This window comes from Oscillatoria sp. FACHB-1406 (genome assembly GCF_014698145.1).
Taxonomy (GTDB): domain Bacteria; phylum Cyanobacteriota; class Cyanobacteriia; order Cyanobacteriales; family Spirulinaceae; genus FACHB-1406.
The window spans coordinates 26,300-47,019 of sequence record NZ_JACJSM010000028.1 but is presented as its reverse complement, the minus strand read 5'-3'; the positions used below and the strand labels follow the sequence as shown (position 1 = coordinate 47,019).

The following is a 20,720-nucleotide window of genomic DNA, read 5'->3' as shown; positions in this document are numbered from 1 at the left end:
TTGAAGCAAAGCGACTTGGCATTCTCACCGTCCTTTCTGGATGGTGCATTCACTTAACATACCCGATGATGACTGACAAACCTAACGCCCTCGACCGAATCATGAACAAGCGATCGCGCCCTGCGGTTCCCCCACGAGCCGATATTGTCAATGAGTCAGTAAGTCAAGACGTAAAGACATCTTTGAGTCAAGACATCAAGACAAATAGGCAACAAGACATAAACGTAGATAGACCCCAAGACGTAAATACAAACAGACTGCAAGATATAAATATAGAAATACCCAAAGTCGTCCGCTCAACTACTCGCATTGAGGAATCTATCGATACCGCGATGCGCCACCTCTGCGCCGACGAAAAGCTGACTAAAGAGGTGTGGTTTGAAGCCGCCTACCTTTATCTGGTCGAACATCCAGAAGCGATGGGAGAAGTCAACGCGATCGCGCGAGAGCGGTTAAAGCAGCGCAAAGAAGCCGCCGATCTGCGCCGCGCTCAGACAATGAAGGAAAAGTTAGAAACCCGATTCTCGTTGTAGCTCGCAAAAGAAAAATCAGTCTCGCTGTCCCGATAATATCCAAACGCTTCATAATATCCAAACGCTTCGCCTCTCCCCAACTCCGAGGCAAGTTTGAACAAATCGAGACGATTGAGAAGGGATGCAGTAATCGGTCGCTTGGCATCCCAAAAAATGAAAGCTCCGAAAAACTGCTGGGCAGTCTGTGAATTGAGCAAAAAGCTGAGAAAACGGGCTTCCCCTTCGCTGTTACAGGGAATAAAATAGCACGTATCGTCCAGCATCACGGGCTTTCCCTCTCTAGGCGCGATCGCGCGGAACAACAATTGTTTGTAGAGACCCGAAATGGCAACTTTCCAAGGAGCAAAAGCATAATCTCCTACACCAAAGATTGAAAAGCAAGGCTTTCCCTTGTAAATCGAGCTTTTCCGCTTCTCAAACAGCGTCTGGTGTTGCATCAGGTAAGCCCAGGTTTTCGGAGCTTCCTCCCGAATCGGTTGCGTGTCCTTCCCAACTCGGCTTTGGGTCACAATGACAGAACGAGGGCGAAATTGGCGACGGGCGTTCGCTAGATCGGAACTTTTGAGGAGGGGGAAAACGTGAAGACTTTCAATTTCAACGGTTTCTCCCAAGCCATTGGTGAGATGTGGAAATTGACCGTGCAGTTCCATCACCTTGGAACAATCGTGTTTGATACCCGATCGCCATTGATAATGCTTTCCTCCTTCGAGATGCTGCCACCGCTTGAAAAGGTCTAGATTCGCGATCGATTGCCCTTCTCGAGTGCCGAAGGTCGAGAGACAGACCGAGTTATCAAGCCCTTCGTAGACCGAGCAATCGTAGTTCCTTTGACCTTCCCCCAACTCGCACACCAACAGCCCCGCATCCACCGAAGCCTCAAAATACTCCCGAGCATCAATCGGGTATAGACGCGATCGCACGACGGGCAAACTCTTTTGGCAAGCATACTGAAGAACCTTGCGCGCTACCGCCGTTTTGCACAACAGAGCAACACAACCCGACGCGATCGCAAACCAATCTAGGATTCGGAGCGCCATCCATTCCGAAATATCGAAGTTGCTTTTTCCCGTCAGCGCATCAAGACCGTTAAGCTTCTGAAAATTGGTCTTTTGGGGAAGATTCTGACTGCCCAAAATGCCAAGGGTTGAATTTGTGACCCAAGGCGGATTGCCGATAACGAGTATTGGTTCAGGTAGCTCGCAAGTAATGCTCTTCCAATCGAGCTTAAAAAAATCCCCATGAATGACGTTGATGCGGTCTGCATAGGGTTTGCCGTAGAGTTTGTCGTTCGTTCGCTCGATGTATTCAGCATTGAGTTCCAAACCAATCCCCCTTTCAACATGGGGAAAACACTCCATCGCCGAAAGTAGGAAATTGCCTTCCCCGCAGGTTGGCTCGATGATAGAGCGAGGCTCAATTCCGCTCTGACGAAGAAGCCTACAGATTTTATCAGTCAGGTCGGTCGGTGTTTGGAAATCGCCATATTCAATTTTCTTTTTCCGCTCCTGACGCATTTTAAAGCACCCGAATGATTCCCGATACGTTACCCGCTTCAGCAATGATGCGGCGATACTGAAGTCTCCACTGCAAGGCATTGGAAATTGTTAAATAGCCGCTCTCTGGTGGATTGACCAAAATTTCTTCGGCAAGTTGTTCGGCTTGAATATCATCAAGAAAAAGCATCCGCTCTTCAAAAAATGCCAGCAGGTCATCTATGTTAGCATCGTTCTCCAAGAGTCGCCGGATTCCTTGCGTTGTCTGATAGTCTGCCGTTCGTTCTGCGGTTACGAAGATGACGCGCAGAATGTCGAGTTTGCTCGTATTCGTTAGGGAATCGTCGGTTTTGTCGTAGACAAAGATTAATAAGGAGTATCCCAGACCGTAAACTTTCTGTCGTGCCGATTTAAAGGGAGAAGACGATTGAGGCTGCCGGTTGCTTGTCACTTTCAAATCGACATTCAACCCTGGAAAATCAATGCCCTTCGCAGAATTCCCGCTCTCAAAAGTGTAGCGGGTTCGCAAATACGCTTGAAACTTATGCTCGACGTAGGTTCCCACGGCTTTCCCGTCAGTAATGCCATAAAGGAACGGTTCGCGATGGCTGGACTCGACTCGAGCGAAAAGTTGAGCTTCTTGACAGAGAAGATCGACGGTTAATAAAGGCATCATTCCCGATTATGTTTTGAGTTCGCTTGCCATTTGTAGACTGTATAACGATTTTCCCACTCGCGCCTATGACGGTTTTCCTCTACACCTGCCGCCTCTACACCTTGACTTTTTTAAGGGTTCATATGTCTTTGAGTCAAGACGTAATTGAGTCAAGACATTAAGACGCTAAAGAAAGTGGGCGACAGGACGTATAAATGTAACACCTGACGAAGAGAGCCAAGCAGCAACTTTCTCTTGAGAAAAGATTTGTCATGAACAGCTAAGTTGCGTCTGGTGACACGAACCCTATATTCATGCAGACTTGCTGGCCTCAGAAGAACAAATCCCACTCTTGCGGGGTGAGATCGGGGGAGGTTTGCAGCCACTGCCGGACTTGGGCAACCAGGGCCGATTCGCCGGATTCCCAGTAAAGGAACATTTTGGCAAGCTTCTGCTGGTGCTGGCGCTCTTGGGACGTAGCGTTCTTGCCGGGATAAAAGTCGCCGCCACAAGCAATTTGGCGCTGCACCTGGTTGGCGAGTTTGAGTGTGAGTTTGAGCAGCCGCCATTCTTCGCAATTGATGTCGAAGCAGCCGGAGGAATCGGGAGTTTCAGAAGTTTTGGAGAACCGCCCCCGGGACGTTGCTGGCGAGGGAGCTTCTTTTTCCGGATTAAAACTCATCGCGCCCCCCGCCTTTTGAGGGGCGGGAGCGCCTGATGGAAACATAAAACCTTCATAGGGAGTTGGGTCTGAACTTTCTGGTTCTGGTGCGGCTTCTGGCGTTTCGGCTGGGGTTTCGGGGCTGGGAGGCGATTGGGTGGAAGTGGCGCAGTTCTGGGGTTGTTCGGGCTTGCTCGGCTGGGGGGGCTGGTGGTCTGGATGCCACAGGGGGAGGTTTTCTTTTTTGTAGAGGGTTTGTTTGCTGATGCCGATCTCGAACTGGGTTTTTGCGGTTTGCTGGAGGGCTAAGGCGCGTTCGCTTGCGGTCTGGGGGAGGGCGTTTTGCTTTTCGAGTTGGCGCAGGGCTTCCATGATGCGATCGCGTGCTTCCTGCTGGCGGCGCTGGTTGCTGTTGGGCTGGGGGTTGTCCAGGGTTTGTTTGTATGTGCCGCCTCGCGCGGGATGGGAGCAGTAGGGGCTGTAATAGCCGAAGATGCTGTTGGCCCAGTCGCGGGCCCGGTTGGGCAGGTCTTTAATATGGTGACAGTGTTGTTTGAAGCCGGGGAGTTTTTGGGCTTGTTTTTGAATGTATTGGCCGAGGTCTTGGAGGCGGGTTATGCCTTGGAAGACGCGCCCGAAGATGCCGATGGTTTTGAGCAGTTGGTTGGTCTGGCCGCTATCGGTCCAGCCTTGGTTCATTTGTTCTTCCAGGTCTTTGCACCATTGTTGGGCGCGGTTGGATTGCTCTGGGTGGTATTTACTTTTTTTGTGTGCTTCGAGGGCGGCGGTCATGACCTGCTGGAGGCGCTCGATGTCTTGGCAGGTGCTTTGGGTGTCGGCGAGATGGAGCAGGGTTTTGATGTCGCCTGGGAGGGGGCCTAAGTCGTCGTCGAGGAGAACCGAGCCGCTTTGCAGGGGCAGCCGGTGGGCTTTGTAGTTGCTGGGCTGACCTGGGGTGTAGCTTTTGACGTTGGGAAAGATTTCTAAGCGGCCGTCTTCGACCCAGTAGCCTTCGTCGGAAAGTCTTTGCTGGAGGGCGCAGGCGAGGGCGAAGCTGGGGACTGCTTCGGGGAGGAAGAAGTAGACGTGCAGGCCTCCGGAGGGGCTGGATTGGACGGTGAGGGTGCGGACGATGCCGATGTCTTCGAGGATGTGCAGGATTTTTTGGTAGTTTCCGGGACAGCGTTTGGGATGGTTGGGGCTGCCTTGGTCGATGTCGAGGAGGCCGTAGCGGGTGGTGGGGCCGAAGCGCAGTCCGACGAGGCGTTCGGGGTCGTTGTATTGCTGCCAGAGGTTGCGCGGTTGGAGGGGGTAGCGGGTTTCGGTGAGCCAGCAGGGTTTACCGTGCTGGGGAACGGGGGCGTAGATGAAGTTCCAGGGGTGCGGGAAGTATTGGCAGAATTTCGCGCCGATGGGGTCTGCGGGGAGAAGGGGGGATTTTTTCGGTTTGGACGACATGGATGATACCTCTCGTGCTGGTTGTAGGGAATAAGCAGCGGAACGAGAGAGACACCAGATCTTGTGAAAATGTGGATGTTCGAGATAGAATAGTAAAACTTGTCTCAACCCCGAGGGTCTATCGAGGTGTCTCTCAATGAGTCTCTTGATGTCTCTTGACAAGTCTCTTGATGTCTCTCGATGTCTCTCTCAATGAGCCTATCGATGTGTCTTTCAAGGCTGTTGAGATAATTTGGACATCCATAGTCCGATGTTTTGGTCTCATGGCGTAACAACAAGTTTCCTAGGCTCGGTACGTCATGAGGGGTGGTAATCCTACCCGTTCCTTTTATTTAGTTGTAAAAACTAGCGATGTTAAAAATCGCCAGAAGGCAGCTTAGAAGTTCTCAGTTCTAAGCTGTTTTTTGGTTGCACCTCCTGTTGGGCATTGGACAAACCTCGCGAGCGATATATGCAATTGTACACCTATGAGGGATACAAGGCTCTTCTTTTTAACAGACAGCGAAAAGCTGTTCCAAATGCTGTCTAACTCATTTATTATCTATCTGGTGTAAGCGTTGCGGACTTATTGGCAGCTTTCACGTTCTAGCACAAGTAGCCGCGACCGAAACGTCTACTCCCTGAAGCTAGTACAAAAAAATTAAAGAATGAGCGAGATATTTAGAAGGTGGCGAGATGGAATCTTCAGCGAAAGAGAACTTATTTCCAAAACTCATTAAAGAGATCCGAGACGAGATAGGGATAACCCAAAAGGAACTCGGTGAGTTGCTGGAGCCACCGATTCGCGCTCAATCAGTCGGACAGTGGGAGCGGGGAGAGAATGAACCCGATCGCAAGTATTGGCAACAGCTAGCTGCGCTACTTCAGATGGATGTGGAAGAGTTTTATATATACATTGGAACTGGAGTGCGGCACAAATCTTCACCAACCGAGAAGCTCATCGAGAAAATTCATAGCTTGCCCCTCTGGCAATTCAAGGAAGTGGCTCGCTTCATCAACGAGCGATTGATGAAGGTTGATGAAGACAAGTCGGCAATCAACTCCAAACACCTAGCTTTACTAAAGAAAGGAACGAAGGCTTGGAATCGGTGGCGGGAGAATAACCCCGATGTTCGCCCGGAACTATATGGCGTAGACATTAGCAGTCTTGGCAATATAGACCTTGAAGGAGTAGACCTCAGTAGTGCCGATCTCAGAGAGGCGAAACTTGAATGTGCGAATTTGATAGGTGCTGACCTGATCGGATGCAATCTGGAGAATGCCCAGCTTGAAAGTGCGAACCTCAGCCGTGCCGATTTGAGGAGTGCCAAACTCAAGAATGCCAACCTGAGTAACGCCTACTTAGTGTCTGCCGACCTTCAGGGAGCCAACCTTCAGGGGGCCAACCTCGAGTGGACTAGCCTTCAGAGGGCCAATCTCAAAAAAACCAACTCGAGCCAAGCCAACCTGAACGGGGCAGATCTCAGATGGGCAATACTCGATAATACCAACCTAGAAGGCGCGATTCTCAAACGATGCTCTGTTTATGGGGCTTCTGTTTGGGAAGTCAAACTCGATGGTGCCAAGCAGGAGCGGTTGAACACTTCCGATGAAGGAGATCGGGTTCGCTCTCAGAATACCATCTGCGTGGATAATCTCAAGCTCGCATCCATCCTTCATGCAATCAATCACGAACCGCTGCTGTATCAACTCTTGAAGCAACATATTGAAGTTGATGTAGTTGATGTAGCTGCCGAAGTTATTAAGGCGTTAGTTCGAGGAAAACAACCCTCTTCAGAAGAGATTGCCGAACTCGCTCGTTCTCTCGAGCTATCGGAAGAAGAGTTGCTGGAAATGTGCGATCGCCTATTTTCCGAAAAAACGTCGTAGAAAAGTGCATCCCTCTCGCTCTTTTTGTATTAATAATAATATCTCCCGAACAGACCAAAATTTAGCTTGATAGACCAGTAGGTTACACTCATTCTTTGAGGCGATTTTCAATTCTTTGGCGCGTCCGCTCTAATTCATCTGCCAACAACTTTTCATCGGGCAACGCCATCTGGTATTCGGCAGCCATCACCTTATTGGGCAAGCCTTCGAGAGCGTAGTGGGCTACAGCCTCGTCTTTTCTGTTGCACAGAATCAGCCCGACGGGGGGATTTTCGTCGGGATACGTCCAGTGTTCTCGCGCGTAGTTCAGATACAGGTGCATTTGACCGACATCGGCATGGGTAAACTCTCCCAGCTTCAAGTCGATAATAACTAGACAGCGCAGGCGGCGGTGAAAAAACAACAAATCGACGCGAAACCATTGGTCGCCAATCCGCAAGCGACGCTGACGACCGAGAAAGGCAAAGTCTCGTCCCAATTCCAGAAGAAAGCTCTCGATGTGCCGAATCAGTGCCTCTTCCAGGTCGTTTTCCGAATACTCGTCTTTAAGATCGAGAAATTCTAAAACGAACGGCTCTTTGATTTCTTCTTCGGGGGAAACGACTTCCGTAGGAAGAGACTGACTTCCTTGCTGCAACATCGCCGCCTTATTGCGAGACAGCAAAGTTCGTTCGTAGAATTGAGTCGAGATTTGCCGCCGCAGTTGTCGAACCGACCATCCCCCTTGCAAGGCTTCGGTGGCGTAGAAGGAGCGAGCTTCGTTGGATTTGACCGATAGTAACTGGACGTAGTGCGACCAAGGCAAAGGGAATTTTGGCTCGATGTCAGTTCGTCCAGATTCCGCAGACAGTGTTTGCGGAATTGACCAAAGTTGGTAAAAACGCCTCATCTGTTCGAGATTGCGCTGAGAGAAACCTCGCCCGAACCGCGCTGTGAGGTCATTAGCCAGTCGCTCGATTAGCTTTTTGCCGTATTCAGCCCGATTTTCCCCTTTCTGCTCGGATTCGACAATGCGCCTCCCGATTTCCCAATAGGTGATTGTCATGATGGAGTTGAGGTCGCGGGCTGCCTTGCGACGCGATGCTTCCATTAACTCCGTAACTTGGTCAAGCATGGCTCGGTAGGCTTCTTCAGGTTCGGTTCTTTCGGGAAGGTTCTCTGGGGACTCTTGAGTCACGCGCTGCTCCAAATGTTGGTACTTCATTGCGCCGTACTATAGCGCAGCGGGGAGATGGAGGTTTGACGATTCTTCTGCCCCCAGAAGGTTATTAGAGCGATCGCGTTGCGAGTTGTACGCTCAAAGTTAGAAAAGTTGCGCGATCGCGTCGCGGCTCAATGGCCAGGGCGCGATCGCAGCAAATCGTAAAAAAATGTCTCTCTCGCCGCTACGCGCCAGATTGCTAGACCTCTTAGGCTTCACGGTTCCCAGGGTCGAGTCCGTAGACTTCGATAGGGTTTACCCTTAGCTGCTCCTGATCCAGCGGGCGACGGATTGTCTGTTGACGGGGAGTGGGAGAGGGGGTGAGTGGGTGAGGGGGGGAGGGGGAGGGCGATTTCTGATGGGAGTAAGAAGTCAGTAATCAGCAAAATGCTTGCTCTTTCTAGCTTTTAGCTTTGGGCAGCATCCTAACTTTGATGCGTAGTGCCATAATTTAGGTCAAGGCTTCTCCCCTTCCCCTCGTCTCCCCCTCTCCCACTCCCCCAAGTCCTCCCCTCACTTCCTCTCCCTCAAAGGGAAGCTACTTGAGAAACTCCTCAACAGCTTTGCGCGTTTCGGGGTCAAGTCCTTGCAATCCCGAAGCTCCCTTCGCCGTGCTGGTGTTCGTCGAAGTCGAACCAGCAGCGGTCATCACCAAACGCTCGTTGCCGACGCTAACAGTCGGGGGTTGTGCTGGGGGTCGCGCGACGCGGGACTGGACGTAAGCACTGGCAAGGGCGGGTTTTGCGGTTTCCCAAGTGGTATGGGTTAGCCGCCCTACTGCATTCCCCGCACGGTTTTGCCAGGGTTCGTCCGCTGCAATCCGCACGGGGAAGAAATGGGCGCTCAACGCCGAAAAGAGGAAGCCTAGGGCGAGGATGGGGGTTGCGATTAAGCCCACTAGAAAAATCGTTCCTTTGCCTTTATTACGCGACCAGGACTTGCGGGTGATGGTCAGCCCGTCGATTACGCCTTCGGGAGAGCCGGAAAGGATTTCGGTCGCCTGATGGACGGCTTCGCGATGAAAGCGGTGCATCATCTCCCAATTGACCAGGGCATTGGGATTATAGGGTTGCGCCCCAGGATCGCGGGGGGGCTGTTCTTGGGGCGAGGCATATCGGTTAGCCATAAGTCAGTTGCTCCTGATTGAAGTTACGTTTGGCATCGGTAAGGGGACGGATTGCCGCCGCAACGGAGGGTGTTAGCGGCGCTCTGTTTTGGGGTTGCCCCCAGGACATCGGATCGGTGCTGCCCCGATCGCATACCGCTTGGAACGGGTACGATGCCGGATGAATGGTGCGGACGATGGCAAAACCAGGGATTGAGCGCGAGAACGGATCGGGCTGTCCGAGACGAATCCGCCTTCGCTGTCCCAGGTGCGTCCGAACGTTGAAGTCCAAAACGAGCGGACAAGGGTTTGAGCCGTCCAAAACCGCAAAAATCTTCATTCTTCTCGCCCCGGGACAAACAACAAACTGCTTCCTTCTTCCTGGCAATGCCCTTTGCCCAAAGCCGCCAGTTCTTGAAAAGCACTTTGGATGACATCGGCTTTTAAAGACCGCAGGAGGCGGATGGTTTCGGCATCTAAATCCGGGTGGGCTGTCGCCGAAGCGCGTTGAATGTCCCGCGCTTTGACGGGTTCGCCTTGCACCAGAGCGAATTTGAGAATGGCTGCCAGATGCGGGGCAATGGTTTCGGAATCCATTAGGTTGTCGAGGTGTTGGGCGAGATTGGCATAGCTGGGGGTAGCAGAGGAAGCGGCGCTTGGGGAGGGGAAGGGGCGATCCCGAAGGGAGCCGCTTTGCGGGGCGCGTTCTGGAAGCGTTGAGAGGGCGGGATTATTGATTTCAGGGAAGTATTGGTACAAAGCGGCAGCCCTCAGCCAGGAAGGAAGCGCGATCGCGATTTGCTCGGGTTTGCCGTTGGCATCCTTAGTCAGTCCTTTCAGGAACCCGCGACCCGAAGGCATCGCCCGTCCGGTGGCGTTCCGCTGGGCCAGCAGGTGAATTTGAATAAATCCGTTCTCGAACATCTCGTCGGTTCCCGTCGTGCCGCCTTTAGCTGTCTGAGTGCGTCCGTGGGAGATAGCGATGGGGAATTCGTCCTTTTTCTGGCTTTCGGCAATGATGGACTTGATAAAGTCGAATTCTTTGGTCTTTTGACAGGTACAGTTTTCGGCGTATTGGGTGAACTCGTCCCAAATCGTGGTGATGGGCTGTTTGGCGTGGGGACTGGATTTGAGGCGCTCCCGGTAGGCGACCAGGCGAGCGTCGATCGCGTCGTAGTCAAATTCGCTCCCAAACACCGGAAAGCAAGGCAACCATTCATTGATATGCCCGTGGGGGTCGGCCACTTCGACCGCATGGAAGAGGAAAACCATTCTCAGCAGGGCAATAATTTGCGCCAGTTCGGTTTTGCCCGACTGCTGTTCGCCCCAAATCAGAACGGGTGTGGCTTCCAACAATTGCAGAATCCAAGCCTGCGGGGAATTGGCGAGGGATTGAAACAGGTGCGCTCGGCGCTGCTCGAAGTCCCCGTATTTAGTGGGAGTGGGGGTGATGGGGTGATGGGGTGAGGGGGAGACGGGGGGAGTGGGAGACGAGGAGAGGGGATAGGGGAGCGAGGGTGCGGAATTGCTAGCAGCGGGAGGGAGGAGGAAGGGCGGTGTGGGTTGGTGCTGTTCCGCTTTGCCAAAAAGAGTCCAGACTGTGCCGCCCGTCCCAAGCAGGGCAAACCCTACGGAAGCTCGCACCAGAAATCCAGCTAGGGGATATCGGGCGGGGGAGGCAGCGATCGCGATTTCGGCGGGCGCGTTCGGGTCATTGAGAGCGCGGTCTACAGAATCTAGGGTTTGAGAAATGGTTTCTTCGGTCTGCGCTTTATAGCTGGGAAAAGCCAGGAGGCAGCAGAGGAGCGCCAGTCCGTAGCCGCCGCCGATGCTGAGTTTTTTGAGGAGTGTGGTGTTCATCTTCGTCCTGGAGGTGGGGGGATGGGTTGGGGAGTGGGAGAGGGTGACTGGGAGAGGGGGCGAGGAGGGGACGGGGGGACTGGAAGAGGGGGTGAGGGGGAGATGGCGCTTCGACTGCGCTCAGTGACCGGGGGGGTAGGGGGTGAGGGTTTCGGTGTAGGCAGGTCGCTGTTGTATTCGTAGAATTCGCCCAGGTTGTCTAGGGCAGTGTTACTGGTGGGGTCAGTCCCTAAGTAGAGTGCGATGTCGCTTTCGGCTTTCTCAAAAATTCGCAGGATAATGCCTCGGCTGGGTGCGGGGGCGGTTTTCGGGGAACCGAGGCGCGCGTCAACTAGGGCTTGGTACTGGCTAATCGCGCCGATGATGGCGGCGTTGCGATCGCTCTCGGGCAAGGTATAAGCCTTTTCCAAGTCGCGGTTAATATTTCGAGCAAAACTCCCCAGGCACACCAGTTGCGGCTTTTGGAAGCAGGCTCGAGCCGTTCCGAGGCTCATGAATTGGGACGCTTTGGCGCGATATCGCAAGGCTTCTTCGCCAGCGACAATTTCTCGGGCGTAGTCGAGCCAGAGGCGAATTTGAGTCAGGCAATCTTGCATCGTGCGGCCGCTTTCCGGGGCGCAGTAATTGAGGTCGGCGAGCCAGGTGAGGTCGCGTTCTGGGGTTTTCGGGCGGGAGATGGGAACCGTAACGCGATCGGTTGTCGGAGCGCGGGTGACAATTAGCGTGGCAACAATAGTTCCGCCGAGGGTTACTGCACCCAAACTAATGCTGGCAGCGAGTTTCCACGTCCAGGGATGAGTGCAGCAATAGTCCCAGGCTTGTAATTGCCAAGAACGTCGCGCCTTAGCGGATTCTGATACAGGAGTCATAGGGAGAGGGGGAGATGGGGAGAGGGGGAGAGGGGGAGAGGGGGGGATGGCTTACTCTTGAGGGAAGAGAGCTAAGTTGAGTCGTTGAGGGATGGTGGAGAAGAAGAGGGTCAGAACTCACGAAGATTTGGAGGTTTATCAGAGAGCTTTCGAGGCGGCTATGGCAATTTTTGAGTTGTCAAAGCGGTTTCCCCTCGAAGAGCGATATTCCTTAACAGACCAAATTCGCCGTTGTTCCCGTTCTGTCTGCGCCAATCTCGCCGAAGCTTGGCGAAAGCGCCGATATAAAGCAGCATTCGTCGCTAAATTGAGCGATTCTGAGGCTGAAGCCGCAGAGGTTCAGGTGTGGCTGAAGTTTGCGGTTAAATGCGGGTATTTAGAACTCAATACCGGCAGGGAGCTTTATGGAACCTACAATCACATCCTGGGAAGCTTGGTCAAAATGATTAACCAACCCGAGCAATGGCTGCTTTGATTTTTGGGAGACTTGGGAGACTTGGGGAGGGGGAGACTTGGGAGACGGGGAGAGGGGGAGACTTGGGGACTGGGAGAGTGGGAGACGGGGAGACTGGGAGACGGGGAGACTGGGAGACGGGGAGACTGAGAAAAAATCGCCCCCTCACCCTCTCACCCTCTCGCCCCCTCACCCTCTCGCCCCCTCACCCTCTCACCCTCTCACCCCCTCGCCCCCTCGCCCCCTCGCCCTCTCACCCCCTCGCCGCTCGTTTTGTGGCATAGTTAGCGAAGAAGTTTTTTTAAGTTGGAGCAGTGCTAAGCGGCAAACTTAGTCTGCTTTTTTTGTTAGGCGACTCGCACCAACAGCGTTACCACTTCGGGGTCGAATTCAGATTCGAGGCTCGGTGCGGCACTGTTTCGGAAGGCATTCAAGGCGGCTCTCGCGAGTTGTCGGAGCAGGTGCATCATCAAGAATCTCTTCAGTAAAGGGCTGCTGTCTCGCTTTCCGGCAAAGAGGAACAGGCAGAAGGCAATTCCAAAGGGTCGGGTTCTTCACCGGCCTCCAAGGTCAGCAGTCCGTCTTCAAAGGCGCTCTGGAAGCCTTCGAGCATGAGGTCGAGTTCGTCGAGGGTTTTTTGCATGAATGTGCCGTCAACGTAGTCTTGAACGATGAAGGCGGCGGTTTGTTTGGCGTTGAGTTGGGTGATTTTGTCGGCGACTTGGCGGTTGCGTTGGGCGAGTTGTCCGATTTGGGCTTCTCCGGCGCTTTGTCCGCGAGCTTTGGTGGATTTGTTGCTCGCGCGTTCCCTTGCGCCGTGCGATGGCGCGGGGTCGCTCGTCTTCTTTTTGGGTTTGCTGCCGTTGGGGGCGGGGGGTTCGTTGAGGATTTCGTTGAGTCTGTCGCTATTGGTAGTAGTCATGTTGGAGTCTCCGAAATTCGGTGTCTAGGTCGATTTTGAATCGGGTTAGGGCGGCTTCCATCAGTCCTTCGCGGAAGATGCAGGAGAACTGATGGATGGAATGCACGCCGTATCTGGCTCGCAGAAACAGTTGCAGGGCGAGCAGGTTTTTGATGTCGCCCCAGGACAGTTGCGGGTTGCTGTCGGGGTTGAGGCCGATGGCGCGCAGGTGAGTGCGCCAAGTGCCGCGATGATGCACTTTCAGGATTTTTTGGGCGACGTGCCGGGGGAATAGCTGCCCGTGTTGGCTGTCGATGAGGATGTCCATCGGTCTTCAGGGGTTGAAGAGTCGAACGTTGGAGGGATGGCGCGGTGGGCGCGTACTCCCGAACGGTTGGGGGTTTAGAAAAATCCCGCCTTTCGGGGGGATTGTTTCGGGCTGTAACGCAGCAGTTTCGGATGGTTCGGGCTTCTTTTGCCGATGGTTGCATCCAGAAAAGTTACTTGCAGTAACTAATATAGCACGGGCAGAGCAATTAAGTTACTCGGAGTTACTTTTACACCCTTGACCGCTATAAACCTGTAGGATTGAGTTGATACCCCGTGTACGCAGGTAATGTGAGCAAGAGAGTAAACCTGACTTTGGCCGATTCAGTCTATAAGGACTTAGAAGCCTGGGCAGACAGCCAGGGAAGACCAGTGGCTAACCTAGCCAATCACGTTATTGAAAAAGCCATCGAAACAGCGAAAGCGGCTGGGGAAATTCCTAAAACTCAAAACGACAATTCAACTGCGGCTGAATTCCTTAAGGCGTTAGTTCGAGGAAAGATACCCTCCATTAAAGACATGGCCGCCCTTGCTCGTTCTCTTGACCTGTCGGAAAAAGAGTTGTTGGAAATGTGCGATCGCCTGTTCTCCGAGAAAACGTAACTCAATGCGATCAAGCGGAGAGTTTAGCGCGAACTCCCGAACAGTTATGGAGATAAACTGGGTATGAACGCTGATGTTCAAGGGCAGGAAATGCCGACCAAATTAGAAGTTGTCACCACTTACATCGAATCTGAGGTTAAACAAAAGCTTGAGGAATGGGCCAAAGGAGAAGATCGCTCTGTTTCCTATATCGTGGCGCGGTTGATTAAAAAAGCGATTACGGAGCGGGAGCAGCCATCTACAAATAATGAAGTAACAATCTCTAAAGAAGACCGTGGTAGCTAAACGCGACGATCCCCAGTACGCCCAAGTTAGTGGATATGTGCCAAAGAAGTTGGCACTCAAATTCAAGGCGAGTTGCACAATGCAGGAAACTGATCGAAGTCAAGCCTTAGAACGAGCCATTGCCTTGTGGCTGGAGAAGATCGACCAAGAGCGGGACAGCAAAACCCCTTCTACTAGCAGCAGCTAACCATAGGAAGATGACGGCAACGAGCAAGCCTGACCGCGTTCTCTCGCTCTGTCGGAAAATGAGTTGTTGGAAATGTGCGATCGCACGTGCGATTACAAGTTAGACGAGAGAGAGGTGACATTTTTATGAGAGAAAATTTACAAAACTTTACGGAATTTGTCTGGCTAAATGTGTAAATTGATAACTGCGACAAACTAACTAGGATTCCGCCTCACAACTTACAGAAAAAGGCTCTGTGAGGCGCTCCAGACATAAAGAAGCTGTCCATACTGTGATTGTGGACAGCTTCTTACTATGTGCTTGAACACTAGAAAAGCCATTACTTTATTTTTCTTAACATTAAAGTTCAAAAAAAATAACGTTATTTCAAATGCCTCGTCAAAATAATGAACCAATAATATTGGGTATGGATTATAATTTCCTAGACCTGGAACCAAAAGGCTTTAACGAGATACGGCGGAATCCTAGTTAGTTTGTCGCAGAACTCCTAGGTAACTGCTACTCGTATTCCTTCGTTCCAAGTCATCAAAAACGAGTAATAGGAGTCAAAACCCATGATTTCTCAGCCCAATTCGGTCGCCCCTAGTGGCGATCCAGAGTCGTTTACCCTCTTATCTGAAGCAGGAAAACCTCCTCAAAACTTCAGCGGTCAAGACTTAAGCAACCGCGACTTTAACCACCGTGACCTCGCAGGAATGTTGTTCAACGGGAGCGACTTGAACCACGCCCAACTTAAAGGTGCAAACTTGCAAGACGTTCAACTCTGCGGGGCAAACTTAACCGAGGCTAAGTTGTGCGGCGCTCAACTGCCTGGTGCCAAGTTAAATGGAGCCGATCTCGGTCGAGCCAACCTCACAGGTGCAGACCTCACAGGTGCAGATTTGCGTCGTGCCGACTTCAACCGTGCCGAACTCCGCGATGCCAACTTCAGCAACGCCAACGTCCAAGGCGCAAACTTCAACGGCAGCAGCGGACTCAGCGACGAGGCCAAACTCGACCTGAAAAATCGTGGTGCGACTTTTAACCATTCTGTCCATTCCCCAGACGTGAAATGGTGGGTGCAGTTTGTCGTCGTGCCAATTGCCGTGGCGGTTCTGGGTAGCAGCGGTTTGTTCGCCGTCTTTGTCGCGCGACAGCCTAACAGTTCTGCGCCGCTGTTACCCGCTCAAATCAGTCCCTCGGCTGCGTCTGCTCCGGTCGAAAAACCATAGCAACCTGCCTTCTCCTGTCAGATCGTTAGCCCCGCCGAGCCGGGGCATCTACCAATTTAAGGGCTGCTTTTTGCTTACCTCGTTAAAACAAGTTGAATGCCCACAAAGTTAAAGGCTAAGACTTCGCGATCTGGAAAACTCATGACATACCGATTCTCTTGTTCTTGAAAAGGTTCGTCAAAGGTAAACAGGGCAATGGGATAGACGGGCAGGCGGTATTTTTCGTGCAGCCGCGCAAAATAGTGAAACATCCGCCAGCGAAAGTCTTCTTCGCTGTAGGCGCTCGATTAGGATTCGAGGTGGACTAAAAAACAGGCTTGGCGATCGCGGAACGACAGACGAGCGACGACATCGGCGATTTTCTTTTTTCCGGGCGCGATCGGACTGAAGACCTCTCGCACCGTCTCGGTTGGCTCGAAGCTCAACTCCCTCGGTTCGGCATATTCCAGCACGCTTGGCACAAACAGTTCGAGAAAATCCAGGAAAAAGGTTGAGAGTAGCTCCTTAAAAATCGCGTCATGGTCGATGGGATCGGTCACGCTCAACACTCCGATGATGCTTCAAAACTCGAATCCGAACGGTTTGAACGATACATCGCAACTCAACTCGGCTCGTCCCATTACTCTACTGCATCGGGTGGCGAAGCGCGAAGACCATCGAAGTGTATGAAATAATGAGGTAAGAATCGATAACAAAGACTGTGGTATCTAAACGCAACGATCCCAACACTGAAAACGTTTTTCCAGTTTCGATACTGATTTACGCATTGTGGTAGCCTATTGCCAATATCAGCCGATTGAGGCGCAATGGCAGGAGTTACAGCGCGGGAAGCCGGTTGAAGAGTTGTTGTCAGCGGAGGGTGCTGCTTTTTGAAGAGAGAGAATATTGCGGTTGGATTGTTGAAGAGAACGAGCGCCGTTGGGAAAAGTATCAAAAGACCGGCAACGAGATCGCGGGCGATCTCGTTGTTGAATGGCTTGACAGTATCGGTACACAACGCGAGCTTCCATGCACCAAATCAAGGCGATCGCGCAATGACAGACGAGCGACGACATCGGTGATTTTCTTTTTTCCGGGCGCGATCGGACTGAATACCTTGCGCGTCTCAAAATTCGAGATCGCGCTTTTAGGAACCTCCGGTACCTCCGGCTGCATCAAGAACGAACCTACCTTACCGCTACTCGGCAGTGCGTAAAACACCTTCGTTCCCGAACCGCCAAAATCGACCGCGATCGCTAAATCCGGCTTCTTCTTCTTGGGCATCAATCCTTCTCCAATTTTTCAACAACGTTTACCCTACTCTTCCTCCACCGGATTTACCGGCCAGTTCTCCAGCCCCAAACCCTTATAACTCCACCTTTCTAAACTCCCCGAATCCTTTTTAGTCTCTGAATCGGGCGGGTTTGTCGTCAGCGGAGCATTATATGATGCCTCCCCATTCGGCGACGGCGGAACAACCTGAGAAACTGCCCCCCCCGGCATTGCACCCCAATAAGTCGGCATCGGCGCGGGACTTCCCCCCAATAACCCAGCAAACTGGCTTGAATCTATTCCCAGCGTCAAGCAAATCTCCTTCGCCTGCCGAATTAGATCGATTACAGCATTGTTTCCTGCAACCACCAACTCCGTCTCTGTTACTCCCGCCTGCTTAAGAGCCAGCGGCATCCAATAAGAACGGGCCGACTGCATTATCGCGTCCTTAATCAACAGATCGTCCAGAGCGCTAAGGTAATTCACCAACGTCTCCAAATCGCTACCTTTCTTAAATCGATAATCAAATCGCATCTTGCCTACTGCCGGTTCCACCACTTTAATACATCCTCATTTAATGGGTTCGTTAAATCCCTATCTCTTATAACGTTGTTCCTCCACATTTCACCCACTCATTCTCTACATTCCTTACCTCTACTCATAACCGACTACTATCCGCTCAAGCAATTCCTATTCGCATTTTTTCAGCAATTACTCAGCAATTACTCAGCTATTACTCAGCTATTACTCAGCTATTACTCAGCTAATGCTCAGCTAATGCTCAGCTATTACTCAGCATTTTGGCAGACCCACTCTAAAAACACAACCCCCAACCCCCAACATCACACAATTACTCAGCAATTGCTCAGCAATGACTCAGCAATGACTCAACAATGACTCAGCAATTGCTCAGCAATGACTCAACAAAATGCTGACCAACGCACCCGCAACGATGGCAGCCGAAGAACCCCGGATTTACGCCGTTACACGGCCGGAGTCCAGTGGTGATATAATCCCACAAAAATTGCGATTTTTATGAGTTGAAAAAGCCTGAAAACCATCTTATCATCCCGGTTAAAGCAACCTTAGCAGTTTATACAGAACAAGAGGGAAAATTTAAAAATGCGATCGCGCGCTAACTCGACCCAAACCCCGAAAAGAAAAACCCGCAAAACCCCCAAACCCAGAGAAAATATAACCGAATACCTCACCATCCGCTACCGTAAAAGCGAGATAGAAGTCATTACCGCCGCCGCCAGCGTCAGAGGACTGACTCTCTCCGCCTACGTCAGACAACGAAGCTTAGGCAAACACCTACCCAAACCCATATCGCCTATAACGGCGACAGTCTGCGAACTCCTAGCGAACCTGAAAGAACTCCTAACGCTAGCAAACGACGATCTAGATTCAGACCCAGCCCAACAGGAAAGTGCGGCCCGTAAACTCTTAGAGGCGCTTCATCTCATCGATCGAACCCAAGAAAAAGTTGACTTGGCAATCGCCCCCAAATCTAAAACCAAAGCCGATGATTTGCAAGATTAACAGCAGCAGCAGCTTTAAAAAAACCTTTGATTACCTGCTCAAATCCACCAAACAACCTCGCGTAATCGGAGGGAACGTCACCGAAAAAACAGCATCAGAACTGAGTGCCAAGTTCAACGCCTTCGCCCAAAGACGAACCCAAGTCAAGAAACCCGTCAAACATATAGCCGTCGCCTTCGCCCCCGAGGACGGCGAAATAGACGATCGAACCAAACGAGCGATCGCTCACGACATCGTGAAAGGAATGGGCTACACCAGCAACCAGTACGTCATCATCGACCATCACCGGGACGACCCCGGACACGATTGGGTACACGACCACGACCACATCCACATCGTCGTTAACAGCATTACCTTCCACGGACAACGAACCTCAGATAGCTATGAAACCTACCGCGTTCAGGAAATCGCCCGGAAGCTAGAAGCCCAATACAATCTCGTTCAATTGCAATCGAGTTGGGAAGTTTCAATGCGCCGTCCCACCCACGGACAAGTGCAGCGGTATAAGAAAGAGACGCGGGAATACGAAGAAGGGCTGCGAGACGAACCCCCTAAAGTTATCGCCAGCCAATACATTCAAGAAGCGATCGCCACCGCCAGCGCCGATAAACCCACCTTTAGCGACTTCATCCACCGACTCCAGGAACAAGGCGTTGAAGTTTACCCGAAACTGGTGAAAGGGCGAACCCTGCCCCTCGGTTTCAGCTACACCTACGAGGGCGTAAAAATTCCCGGTTACAAGCTCAAAGGCAGCAGCTTCCGCAAACTCCTCTCCGAACGCGGGGTAAGATTTTCCCCTCTACGCGCGCCCGAAGGGATCCGCTTCGCGGATCGCCCCGTTCTCGAAGAAGCACTTCAACGCAGTATCGCTGCAATCGCTGAATACGAAAAAGCCGCTGCAACCTCCGAAACGACGACAACACCCGAAACTGATGCAACCCCGACGGCAGCGGCAAAATCTACAAAGTCTACAACCTCCGAAACCGCTGCAAACCCTGCAACAACAACAACCGCAGCAGCAGCAGCGGCAACAGACGAACCAGCGCACCGCTCTTCGGAGCCTTACCCGAGCGCAGCCGATAACCCGTCGCTGGCGAGCAAGTCTAAGATGCCGAAACCCAAGCCCGAAGAGAATCGCAGACCTACAACCTCTAAGATTACGGGCGGACAACCCGAAAAGGAACAACCCGAAATTGCAGCAGAAATTACTGCTGCACCCGTGCCACCCGGCACGCGTACCTCCGACACCCAGAAATACCCACTACCCCCCAATACCCCAGAATACGAGGCATACATTGCCAAAACCCCTCCACCCCCGCAACAGCCAAAGCCGCCGAAACGGAAAAAGAAGAAACAGATGGAACTGGAATAGCCGCGCGACCCATTGAAACGGTTTTGGATGACCCTATAAGTAGCTCCAAACTGACGGCATAATCTAATAATTCACCACTAATCCTCTCAGTGCGATCGCCAAAATTATGCGATACATTAACTTGAATCGATGCTCTTTAAAGTCCCGCCATGTCACGTTACACCGACGATTGGGAAGAAATCGCTTTGAGCCTCAAACATCTTGCCAACTGGAAATGCCAAAAATGCGGGATGCAATGTCTTCGACCGGGGGAAGACACCTCCACCCTCTCCAAATCGGAACGGTTTCAACGCACTCTCAACGTTCACCATTACAATCGCATACCCGAAGACAATCGCCCCGATAATCTAGTCGCTTTGTGTACGGGCTGTCATTTGAGCTACCACAATCGCGGGCAATCCAATATTTCCATCGGACAACTTCAACTGCCATTCTAAAATCCTTCATCAATGCCCAAAATTCGCGCCCGAGAAATCGCGCGCCGAGAGCGGCGTTGCGATATTTTCCCCCGTACAAACCCAGAGTAATACGCGTTCCTCAATTCTGACGGCGTACATTGGTGCTACCCTCCAAGACTCCAAATAAGCTCAAAATCCTACAGAATAAGAGTTATAGAAGCAAGAGTCCGATCGCCATTCAACAGATTATGCCACGTTATTCAATGGAAGAGGATCGCGCCCCTACACCATCTGACGTTTTCGCGCGTAGAAATAATTGAGGATTTTACAAGTTGTGCAGAGATCGTTCGGTTCGCGGATCGCAACGGCTTAAAGAGGATATGGAGCCTCGGAAACGATCTTTTACCAAAATTGCCTCTTCACGCCACGGGAAATAGGAGGGGCAAGCTCGGGCATGAACTCAGCTACGAAATCAGGTTCTTTTT

At 51.9% G+C, this 20,720-nt stretch carries 26 protein-coding genes; 12 read left to right on the top strand and 14 right to left on the bottom strand.

Going from position 1 to position 20,720, the window contains the following annotated elements; all coding sequences use genetic code 11:
* The first annotated feature begins 65 nt into the window (after positions 1-65).
* Positions 66-533, top strand: a complete 468-nt coding sequence (locus tag H6G50_RS21085) for a hypothetical protein (protein WP_206756588.1) — start codon at positions 66-68, stop codon at positions 531-533.
* On the opposite strand, the gene H6G50_RS21080 is transcribed toward H6G50_RS21085, so the two are convergent.
* The 3 genes from H6G50_RS21080 to H6G50_RS21070 form a co-directional block, all read right to left on the bottom strand.
* Positions 491-1,891, bottom strand: coding sequence for an SAM-dependent DNA methyltransferase (locus tag H6G50_RS21080; RefSeq protein WP_190720937.1), 1,401 nt, complete (start codon positions 1,889-1,891; stop codon positions 491-493). The genes H6G50_RS21085 and H6G50_RS21080 overlap by 43 nt on opposite strands.
* Before the next feature lie 157 nt (positions 1,892-2,048).
* A complete protein-coding gene (locus H6G50_RS21075) occupies positions 2,049-2,702 on the bottom strand; it encodes a restriction endonuclease (RefSeq protein ID WP_347239977.1) in 654 nt (217 codons plus the stop codon).
* Between the two features lie 310 nt (positions 2,703-3,012).
* Positions 3,013-4,800, bottom strand: a complete 1,788-nt coding sequence (locus H6G50_RS21070) for a hypothetical protein (protein ID WP_190720934.1) — start codon at positions 4,798-4,800, stop codon at positions 3,013-3,015.
* A 675-nt stretch (positions 4,801-5,475) separates the two neighbouring features.
* On the opposite strand from H6G50_RS21070, the gene H6G50_RS21065 reads away from it, so the two are divergent.
* A complete protein-coding gene (locus H6G50_RS21065; protein WP_190720931.1) occupies positions 5,476-6,669 on the top strand; it encodes a pentapeptide repeat-containing protein in 1,194 nt (397 codons plus the stop codon).
* 88 nt (positions 6,670-6,757) lie between these two features.
* Here the strand turns inward: H6G50_RS21065 and H6G50_RS21060 are convergent, their stop codons facing one another.
* The 5 genes from H6G50_RS21060 to H6G50_RS21040 form a co-directional block, all read right to left on the bottom strand.
* Entirely contained in the window at positions 6,758-7,873 is a 1,116-nt protein-coding gene (locus H6G50_RS21060; protein ID WP_199303308.1) for a PDDEXK nuclease domain-containing protein, read from the bottom strand.
* A 535-nt stretch (positions 7,874-8,408) separates the two neighbouring features.
* Positions 8,409-8,996, bottom strand: coding sequence for a hypothetical protein (locus tag H6G50_RS21055; protein ID WP_190720928.1), 588 nt, complete (start codon positions 8,994-8,996; stop codon positions 8,409-8,411).
* Complete coding sequence (locus H6G50_RS21050) at positions 8,989-9,315, bottom strand: hypothetical protein (RefSeq protein ID WP_190720925.1); 327 nt, start codon at positions 9,313-9,315, stop codon at positions 8,989-8,991. The genes H6G50_RS21055 and H6G50_RS21050 overlap by 8 nt, the downstream gene beginning before the upstream one ends.
* Positions 9,312-10,835, bottom strand: coding sequence for a hypothetical protein (locus H6G50_RS21045; protein WP_190720921.1), 1,524 nt, complete (start codon positions 10,833-10,835; stop codon positions 9,312-9,314). The genes H6G50_RS21050 and H6G50_RS21045 overlap by 4 nt, the downstream gene beginning before the upstream one ends.
* Positions 10,832-11,704 (bottom strand): hypothetical protein, encoded by an 873-nt coding sequence (locus H6G50_RS21040; RefSeq protein ID WP_190720918.1) that lies wholly within the window; start codon positions 11,702-11,704, stop codon positions 10,832-10,834. The genes H6G50_RS21045 and H6G50_RS21040 overlap by 4 nt, the downstream gene beginning before the upstream one ends.
* Positions 11,705-11,795: 91 nt before the next feature.
* Here H6G50_RS21040 and H6G50_RS21035 point away from each other — a divergent pair, with 91 nt between their 5' ends.
* Together H6G50_RS21035 and H6G50_RS21030 are read left to right on the top strand one after the other, a co-directional pair.
* The gene (locus H6G50_RS21035; protein WP_190720917.1) at positions 11,796-12,179 is read left to right on the top strand and encodes a four helix bundle protein; all 384 of its coding nucleotides are present in this window, start codon (positions 11,796-11,798) and stop codon (positions 12,177-12,179) included.
* Positions 12,167-12,442 carry a hypothetical protein gene (locus H6G50_RS21030; RefSeq protein ID WP_190720915.1) on the top strand — a complete coding sequence of 92 codons (276 nt, stop codon included), beginning with the start codon at positions 12,167-12,169 and terminating at the stop codon, positions 12,440-12,442. The genes H6G50_RS21035 and H6G50_RS21030 overlap by 13 nt, the downstream gene beginning before the upstream one ends.
* A gap of 63 nt (positions 12,443-12,505) precedes the next feature.
* On the opposite strand, the gene H6G50_RS24515 is transcribed toward H6G50_RS21030, so the two are convergent.
* From H6G50_RS24515 to H6G50_RS21020, 3 genes are read right to left on the bottom strand one after another with little or no spacing between them, the layout of a single operon-like run.
* Positions 12,506-12,628, bottom strand: a complete 123-nt coding sequence (locus H6G50_RS24515) for a hypothetical protein (RefSeq protein WP_277882716.1) — start codon at positions 12,626-12,628, stop codon at positions 12,506-12,508.
* Between the two features lie 11 nt (positions 12,629-12,639).
* Positions 12,640-13,080: a hypothetical protein gene (locus H6G50_RS21025; protein WP_190720914.1), complete on the bottom strand. Its 441-nt coding sequence runs from the start codon at positions 13,078-13,080 to the stop codon at positions 12,640-12,642.
* Positions 13,064-13,387: a hypothetical protein gene (locus tag H6G50_RS21020; protein ID WP_190720912.1), complete on the bottom strand. Its 324-nt coding sequence runs from the start codon at positions 13,385-13,387 to the stop codon at positions 13,064-13,066. The genes H6G50_RS21025 and H6G50_RS21020 overlap by 17 nt, the downstream gene beginning before the upstream one ends.
* Before the next feature lie 44 nt (positions 13,388-13,431).
* Between H6G50_RS21020 and H6G50_RS21015 the strand changes: the two genes are divergently transcribed.
* The 4 genes from H6G50_RS21015 to H6G50_RS20995 all read left to right on the top strand — a co-directional run bounded on the left by H6G50_RS21015 (position 13,432) and on the right by H6G50_RS20995 (position 15,672).
* Entirely contained in the window at positions 13,432-13,572 is a 141-nt protein-coding gene (locus H6G50_RS21015) for a hypothetical protein (RefSeq protein ID WP_190720910.1), read from the top strand.
* Between the two features lie 90 nt (positions 13,573-13,662).
* Positions 13,663-13,989, top strand: coding sequence for a hypothetical protein (locus H6G50_RS21010; protein WP_347239976.1), 327 nt, complete (start codon positions 13,663-13,665; stop codon positions 13,987-13,989).
* Between the two features lie 63 nt (positions 13,990-14,052).
* Entirely contained in the window at positions 14,053-14,274 is a 222-nt protein-coding gene (locus H6G50_RS21005) for a hypothetical protein (RefSeq protein ID WP_242032928.1), read from the top strand.
* Positions 14,275-15,015: 741 nt separating this feature from the next.
* The gene (locus H6G50_RS20995) at positions 15,016-15,672 is read left to right on the top strand and encodes a pentapeptide repeat-containing protein (RefSeq protein ID WP_190720903.1); all 657 of its coding nucleotides are present in this window, start codon (positions 15,016-15,018) and stop codon (positions 15,670-15,672) included.
* Between the two features lie 74 nt (positions 15,673-15,746).
* On the opposite strand, the gene H6G50_RS20990 is transcribed toward H6G50_RS20995, so the two are convergent.
* On the bottom strand, positions 15,747-15,923 hold the full coding sequence (locus H6G50_RS20990; RefSeq protein ID WP_190720901.1) for a hypothetical protein: 177 nt from the start codon (positions 15,921-15,923) through the stop codon (positions 15,747-15,749).
* A 36-nt stretch (positions 15,924-15,959) separates the two neighbouring features.
* A complete protein-coding gene (locus tag H6G50_RS20985; protein ID WP_190720899.1) occupies positions 15,960-16,211 on the bottom strand; it encodes a hypothetical protein in 252 nt (83 codons plus the stop codon).
* Positions 16,212-16,531: 320 nt separating this feature from the next.
* On the opposite strand from H6G50_RS20985, the gene H6G50_RS20980 reads away from it, so the two are divergent.
* Positions 16,532-16,867, top strand: a complete 336-nt coding sequence (locus H6G50_RS20980) for a hypothetical protein (protein ID WP_190720897.1) — start codon at positions 16,532-16,534, stop codon at positions 16,865-16,867.
* A gap of 101 nt (positions 16,868-16,968) precedes the next feature.
* Here the strand turns inward: H6G50_RS20980 and H6G50_RS20975 are convergent, their stop codons facing one another.
* Complete coding sequence (locus tag H6G50_RS20975) at positions 16,969-17,457, bottom strand: hypothetical protein (RefSeq protein WP_206756587.1); 489 nt, start codon at positions 17,455-17,457, stop codon at positions 16,969-16,971.
* Between the two features lie 588 nt (positions 17,458-18,045).
* Here H6G50_RS20975 and H6G50_RS20970 point away from each other — a divergent pair.
* From H6G50_RS20970 to H6G50_RS20960, 3 genes are all read left to right on the top strand, one after another.
* Positions 18,046-18,465: a hypothetical protein gene (locus tag H6G50_RS20970; RefSeq protein WP_190720894.1), complete on the top strand. Its 420-nt coding sequence runs from the start codon at positions 18,046-18,048 to the stop codon at positions 18,463-18,465.
* Positions 18,449-19,837: a relaxase/mobilization nuclease domain-containing protein gene (locus H6G50_RS20965; protein ID WP_190720892.1), complete on the top strand. Its 1,389-nt coding sequence runs from the start codon at positions 18,449-18,451 to the stop codon at positions 19,835-19,837. The genes H6G50_RS20970 and H6G50_RS20965 overlap by 17 nt, the downstream gene beginning before the upstream one ends.
* A 149-nt stretch (positions 19,838-19,986) precedes the next feature.
* Complete coding sequence (locus tag H6G50_RS20960) at positions 19,987-20,274, top strand: HNH endonuclease (RefSeq protein WP_190720890.1); 288 nt, start codon at positions 19,987-19,989, stop codon at positions 20,272-20,274.
* Positions 20,275-20,720 lie beyond the last annotated feature (446 nt).